The organism is Streptomyces capoamus (genome assembly GCF_014654935.1).
GTDB classification, from domain to species: Bacteria; Actinomycetota; Actinomycetes; order Streptomycetales; family Streptomycetaceae; genus Streptomyces; species Streptomyces capoamus.
In genome coordinates, this window is the sequence record NZ_BNBF01000023.1 from 87,997 (window position 1) to 93,722 (window position 5,726).

The 5,726-nt window shown below is 71.8% G+C and carries 7 protein-coding genes; 6 read left to right on the forward strand and 1 reads right to left on the reverse strand.

Annotated elements, in window-relative coordinates; all coding sequences use genetic code 11:
• The 4 genes from IE312_RS42480 to fabF form a co-directional block, all read left to right on the forward strand.
• On the forward strand, positions 1 to 386 hold a 386-nt coding region (locus tag IE312_RS42480), incomplete at its 5' end, for an ACP S-malonyltransferase (protein WP_368860027.1).
• Between the two features lie 10 nt (positions 387 to 396).
• Complete coding sequence (locus tag IE312_RS30090) at positions 397 to 1,428, forward strand: ketoacyl-ACP synthase III (protein ID WP_189985431.1); 1,032 nt, start codon at positions 397 to 399, stop codon at positions 1,426 to 1,428.
• 81 nt (positions 1,429 to 1,509) lie between these two features.
• Positions 1,510 to 1,758 (forward strand): acyl carrier protein, encoded by a 249-nt coding sequence (locus tag IE312_RS30095; protein WP_030341284.1) that lies wholly within the window; start codon positions 1,510 to 1,512, stop codon positions 1,756 to 1,758.
• Between the two features lie 108 nt (positions 1,759 to 1,866).
• Positions 1,867 to 3,129: a beta-ketoacyl-ACP synthase II gene (gene fabF, locus IE312_RS30100; protein WP_189985432.1), complete on the forward strand. Its 1,263-nt coding sequence runs from the start codon at positions 1,867 to 1,869 to the stop codon at positions 3,127 to 3,129.
• Positions 3,130 to 3,258: 129 nt separating this feature from the next.
• Here the strand turns inward: fabF and IE312_RS30105 are convergent, their stop codons facing one another.
• Complete coding sequence (locus IE312_RS30105) at positions 3,259 to 3,753, reverse strand: DUF3145 domain-containing protein (RefSeq protein ID WP_189985433.1); 495 nt, start codon at positions 3,751 to 3,753, stop codon at positions 3,259 to 3,261.
• Between the two features lie 256 nt (positions 3,754 to 4,009).
• Between IE312_RS30105 and IE312_RS30110 the strand changes: the two genes are divergently transcribed.
• Entirely contained in the window at positions 4,010 to 4,894 is an 885-nt protein-coding gene (locus IE312_RS30110; protein WP_189985434.1) for an SGNH/GDSL hydrolase family protein, read from the forward strand.
• A 15-nt stretch (positions 4,895 to 4,909) separates the two neighbouring features.
• On the forward strand, positions 4,910 to 5,726 hold an 817-nt coding region (locus tag IE312_RS30115), incomplete at its 3' end, for an aldose epimerase family protein (protein ID WP_229900599.1).

Here is a 5,726-nt window from a genome sequence, read left to right on the forward strand (position 1 = left end):
TCGTCCCGCTCAAGGTGGCCGGCGCCTTCCACACCCGCCACATGGCGCCCGCGGTGGACGTCCTGGCCGACGCCGCGGCGAAGCTGTCGCCGGCCGACCCGAAGGTGCCGTACGTCTCCAACAAGGACGGCCGGACCGTCGCGTCCGGCACCGAGGTGCTGGAGCGGCTGGTCGGGCAGGTCGCCAACCCCGTGCGCTGGGACCTGTGCATGGAGACGTTCCGGGAGCTGGGCGCCACCGCGCTCGTCGAGGTGTGCCCGGGCGGCACGCTGACCGGCCTGGCCAAGCGCGCGCTGCCCGGTGTGAAGACGCTGGCGCTGAAGACCCCCGACGACCTCGACGCCGCCCGCGCGCTCCTCGCTGAGCACACCGGCGCCGGCGCCTAAGGAGCCGTACATGGCGAAGATCAAGCCCAGCAAGGGCGCCCCGTACGCGCGCATCCTCGGCGTCGGCGGCTACCGGCCGGCCCGGGTGGTGCCCAACGAGGTGATCCTGGAGCGGATCGACTCCTCCGACGAGTGGATCCGCTCCCGCTCCGGCATCGAGACCCGGCACTGGGCCGGTCCCGAGGAGACCGTGGCCGCGATGGCGATCGAGGCCTCCGGGAAGGCGATCGCGGACGCCGGCATCGACGCCGGGCAGATCGGCGCGGTGGTCGTGTCGACCGTCTCGCACTTCAGCCAGACCCCGGCGGTCGCCACCGAGATCGCGGACAAGCTGGGCACGGGCAAGGCCGCCGCCTTCGACATCTCGGCCGGCTGCGCGGGCTTCGGTTACGGCCTCACCCTCGCCAAGGGCATGGTGGTGGAAGGTTCCGCCGAGCACGTGCTGGTGATCGGCGTGGAGCGGCTGAGCGACCTGACCGACCTGGAGGACCGGGCGACCGCGTTCCTGTTCGGTGACGGCGCCGGCGCGGTCGTGGTGGGCCCCTCGGACGAGCCGGCGATCGGCCCGACGGTGTGGGGCTCCGAGGGCGACAAGTCCGCGACCATCAAGCAGACCGTGCCCTGGGACCGGTTCGCCCTCGGTGACGTGTCCCAGCTGCCCCTGGACAGCCAGGGCAACATCAAGTTCCCTGCGATCACGCAGGAGGGCCAGGCGGTCTTCCGCTGGGCCGTGTTCGAGATGGCGAAGGTCGCCCAGCAGGCGCTGGACGCGGCCGGGATCACCGCGGACGACCTGGACGTCTTCATCCCGCACCAGGCCAATGTGCGGATCATCGACTCGATGGTGAAGACACTGAAACTGCCGGAGCACGTCACGGTCGCCCGTGACATCCGCACCACCGGCAACACCTCGGCCGCCTCGATCCCGCTCGCGATGGAGCGGCTCCTGGCGACCGGGGAGGCCAAGAGCGGCGACACCGCGCTCGTCATCGGATTCGGGGCGGGTCTCGTCTACGCCGCCACGGTCGTTACCCTCCCCTAGGCACTCCGTGCCGGATCATCCGATCCGGTGGGGGGACAACTGCCACAAACCGTCTGGAATAGCTAAGAAGGAGCGCCTGACATGGCCGCCACTCAGGAAGAGATCGTCGCCGGTCTCGCCGAAATCGTGAACGAGATCGCCGGCATCCCGGTTGAGGACGTCCAGCTGGACAAGTCCTTCACCGACGACCTGGACGTCGACTCGCTGTCCATGGTCGAGGTCGTCGTCGCCGCCGAGGAGCGCTTCGACGTGAAGATCCCGGACGAGGACGTCAAGAACCTCAAGACCGTCGGCGACGCGACCGACTACATCCTCAAGCACCAGGCCTGAGCCATCCCCTAGGCCGCAGGCTGCAAGGCCCCGCCACCCGGCGGTGGCGCCGTAAATCCCCGCTGGCGCGGGGGTAGTCCTCCCGTATCCGTTGGAGAAAGAATTCCCGTGAGCCCGACCAATCGCACCGTGGTCGTCACCGGTATCGGCGCAACCACACCGCTGGGTGGCGACGCAGCCTCGACCTGGGAGGCCCTGCTCGCCGGCACGTCCGGTGTCAGCCTCCTCAAGCACGAGTGGGCGGCACAGCTGCCGGTCAAGATCGCCGCGCAGATCGCCGTCGAGCCGGGCGAGATCATCCCCCGCCCGCAGGCCCGCAAGCTGGACCGGTCCGCGCAGTTCGCGCTGATCGCCGCTCAGGAGGCCTGGAAGGACGCCGGTTTCACCGCCAGGGCCGGTGAGGACGCGTCCGTGAACCCCGATCGTCTCGGTGCGGTCATCGCCTCCGGCATCGGCGGCGTGACGACCCTGCTCGACCAGTACGACGTCCTGCGGGAGAAGGGCGTACGCCGTGTCTCCCCGCACACCGTGCCGATGCTGATGCCCAACTCCCCGGCGGCCAACGTCGGCATCGAGCTGGGTGCCCGCGCCGGTGTGCACACCCCCGTCTCGGCCTGCGCCTCCGGCGCGGAGGCCATCGGGTACGCGATCGAGATGATCCGCACCGGGCGTGCGGACGTGGTCGTGGCCGGTGGCACCGAGGCCGCCATCCACCCGCTGCCGATCGCCGCGTTCGGCAACATGATGGCGATGTCCAAGAACAACGACGACCCGCAGGGCGCCTCGCGTCCCTACGACGCCGGCCGGGACGGTTTCGTGCTCGGCGAGGGCGCCGGTGTCATCGTCCTGGAGTCCGAGGAGCACGCGAAGGCCCGGGGCGCCCGGATCTACGTCGAGGCGGTCGGACAGGGCGTCTCCGCCGACGCCCACCACATCACCCAGCCGGAGCCGTCCGGCAACGGCATCGCGCACGCGCTGCAGAACCTGCTGGACAGCACCGACCTGAAGCCGGCCGAGGTCGTGCACGTGAACGCGCACGCCACGTCCACCCCGCAGGGTGACGTGGCCGAGATCAAGGCGCTGCGCAAGGTGTTCGGCGACGACGTCGACCACATGGCGGTCTCCGCGACCAAGTCGATGACCGGTCACCTGCTGGGCGGTGCCGGCGGTATCGAGAGCGTCGCGTCGATCCTCGCCCTGGTCAACCGCACGGCCCCGCCGACGATCAACGTGGAGAACCTCGACCCCGAGGTCAACGCGGACGTCGTCGTCGGTGCGGCGCGGGCCCTGCCCGAGGGCCGTATCGCCGCGCTGAACGACTCGTTCGGCTTCGGCGGGCACAACGTGGTGCTGGCGTTCCGGACGATCTGAGTCCCGCCACGCCGAATGGCCCGGTCCCCCCTGGGGGGCCGGGCCATCGTCGTCGGCGGGGGCTTCTCGTCGCCGGGTGCGGGTCCGCGGTGGCCGCCCGCGCAGTTCCCCGCGCCCCTTCGGGGCGCTCTACACCACCTGGTGCAGCCAGCGCACCGGTGCGCCCTCGCCCGCGTACCTGAAGGGTTCCAGCTCGTCGTCCCAGGGCTTGCCCAGGAGCTTGGCGATCTCCGCCTCCAGGTCGGTCTCCCCCTGCCGGGACCGCGTCAGCGCGGCGCGCAGGCGGTCCTCGGGGATCAGGATGTCGCCGTGGATGCCGGTGACGGCGTGGAAGATGCCGAGGTCGGGGGTGCAGCTGTAGCGCTCGCCCTCGGCGGTGGAGCAGGGCTCGGCGGTGACCTCGAAGCGCAGCAGGTGCCAGCCGCGCAGCGCGGAGGCCAGTTTGGAGGCGGTGCCGGCCTCGCCCTGCCAGGAGAACTCCGAGCGCCAGGTGCCGGGGGCCGCGGGCTGCCGGATCCAGTCGAGATTGACGCGCGTGCCGAGCACCCCGGCGACGGCCCACTCGACGTGCGGGCACAGCGCGCGCGGCGCGGAGTGCACGTACAGAACTCCACGTGTCGTCACCGGAACCTCCGGGCAGAGCGGGACATCTTGCGGACTGGCTGGGCGGCAGTGGCGCGACGGCCGCGTTGATGGCGAGGCTACCCTGCGGCGGGGCAAGGAGTGTGACGTACCGTCGGTCCAGGTGCGAGGAAACCGCCGCCATTCACCCAGGGGGACGCTTGTACGGGGGTGTGCCGTTCCCGGAGGCGGGGCCGGGAACCCCCGCACGTTGTCATGGGAGAGGAGAGCCGACCGTCGAGCGAGGGGAACAGCAGGGATGCGGAAGCGAACCCACCGTGTGCGGACCGGTCTCGCCGTCGTGGCGGCCGTGCTGCTGGGCGCCGCCGGCTGTGCCGGCGGGGACGGACACGCGCCGGCCCCGAAGGGCACCGGGGCGCACGCGGTCCGGCCTCCGGCGTGGGACCGCAGTCCCGCTTCCATCGCCGCGGTGGGCGACTCCATCACGCGCGGCTTCGACGCGTGCACAGTGCTGTCGGACTGCCCGGAGGTGTCGTGGGCGACGGGCAGCGACGCCAGGGTGGACAGCCTGGCCGTGCGGCTGCTGGGGGTGGCCGGGGCGGCGCGGCACAGCTGGAACTACGCGGTGACCGGCGCCCGGATGGCCGACCTGCCCGAGCAGATGGAGCGGGCGGCCGCCCGCGGCCCGCAGCTGGTGACGGTGATGGTGGGCGCGAACGACGCCTGCCGGTCCTCGGCGTCGGCGATGACCTCGGTGGCGGACTTCCGCGCGGACTTCGAGGAGGCGCTGGGCACCCTGCGCTCGTCGCTGCCGAAGACGCAGGTGTACGTGGCGAGCGTGCCGAACCTGAAGCGGCTGTGGTCCGAGGGCCGGACGAACATGCTGGGCAAGCAGGTGTGGAAGCTCGGCATCTGCCCCTCGATGCTCGCGGACGCGGACGACCTGACCCGGGCGGCGGCGGTACGCCGGGACAGTGTGCAGCAGCGGGTGGTGGCGTACAACAAGGTGTTGCGGGAGGTCTGCGCCCGGGACCACCGCTGCCGCTTCGACGACGACGCGGTGTACGACTACCGGTTCGGCACCGACCAGCTCAGCCAGTGGGACTGGTTCCACCCGAGCACGGACGGCCAGGCGCGGCTGGCGGAGATCGCGTACCGCAGGATCACCACGGAACGACCGTGACCTAGTGTTCCCCACATGAACGAACCTTTCGGCACACTTCCCGACGGGACTCCGGTGCAGCGGTGGACGCTGGAGCGCGGCGGGGTGCGGGTGCGGGTGCTGTCGTACGGCGGGATCGTGCAGTCGGTCGAGGTCCCGGACGGGGCCGGGCGGACGGCGGACGTGGTGCTGGGCTTCCCGGACCTCGACGGCTACCTGGCGCATCCGGAGCCGTACCTGGGCGCCGTGATCGGCCGGTACGCGAACCGGATCGCGGGTGGCCGGTTCCCGCTGGACGGCCGGACGTACGCGCTGGCCCGCAACAACGGGCCGAACGCGCTGCACGGCGGCGAGCGCGGTTTCGACAAGCGGGTGTGGGAGGTGGCGCCCGTCGCGCACGGGCTGCGCCTGAGCCGGGTGAGCCCGCACGGCGAGGAGGGCTTCCCGGGGCGGCTGGCGGTGACGGTGACCTACACGCTCGGGGAGTCCGGTGCGCTGCGCATCGCGTACGAGGCCGTCACCGACGCGCCGACCGTGGTGAACCTGACGAACCACACGTACTGGAACCTGAGCGGTTCCGGCCACGCCGGCGGCCACGAGCTGCGGCTGGCCGCGTCCCGGTACACGCCGGTGGACGCGGACCTGATCCCCGCCGGGGAGCCGGCCGACGTGACCGGGTCCCGCTTCGACTTCCGCACGGCCCGGCGGACCGGCTCCGGCTACGACCACAACTTCGTGCTCGACAAGGGGGTCACCGGGACGGCCGAGGAGGTGGCCGCGCTGTACGATCCCGCGTCCGGGCGGACCCTGACGGTGGCGACGACCGAACCGGGCCTCCAGCTGTACACCGCCG

Bases quoted from the DNA above. Each gene is read 5' to 3' on its own strand.
- IE312_RS30110 (WP_189985434.1), top strand. From the start codon at position 4,010: ATGCGGAAGCGAACCCACCGTGTGCGGACCGGTCTCGCCGTCGTGGCG.
- IE312_RS30090 (WP_189985431.1), top strand. From the start codon at position 397: ATGGCGAAGATCAAGCCCAGCAAGGGCGCCCCGTACGCGCGCATCCTC.
- IE312_RS30095 (WP_030341284.1), top strand. From the start codon at position 1,510: ATGGCCGCCACTCAGGAAGAGATCGTCGCCGGTCTCGCCGAAATCGTG.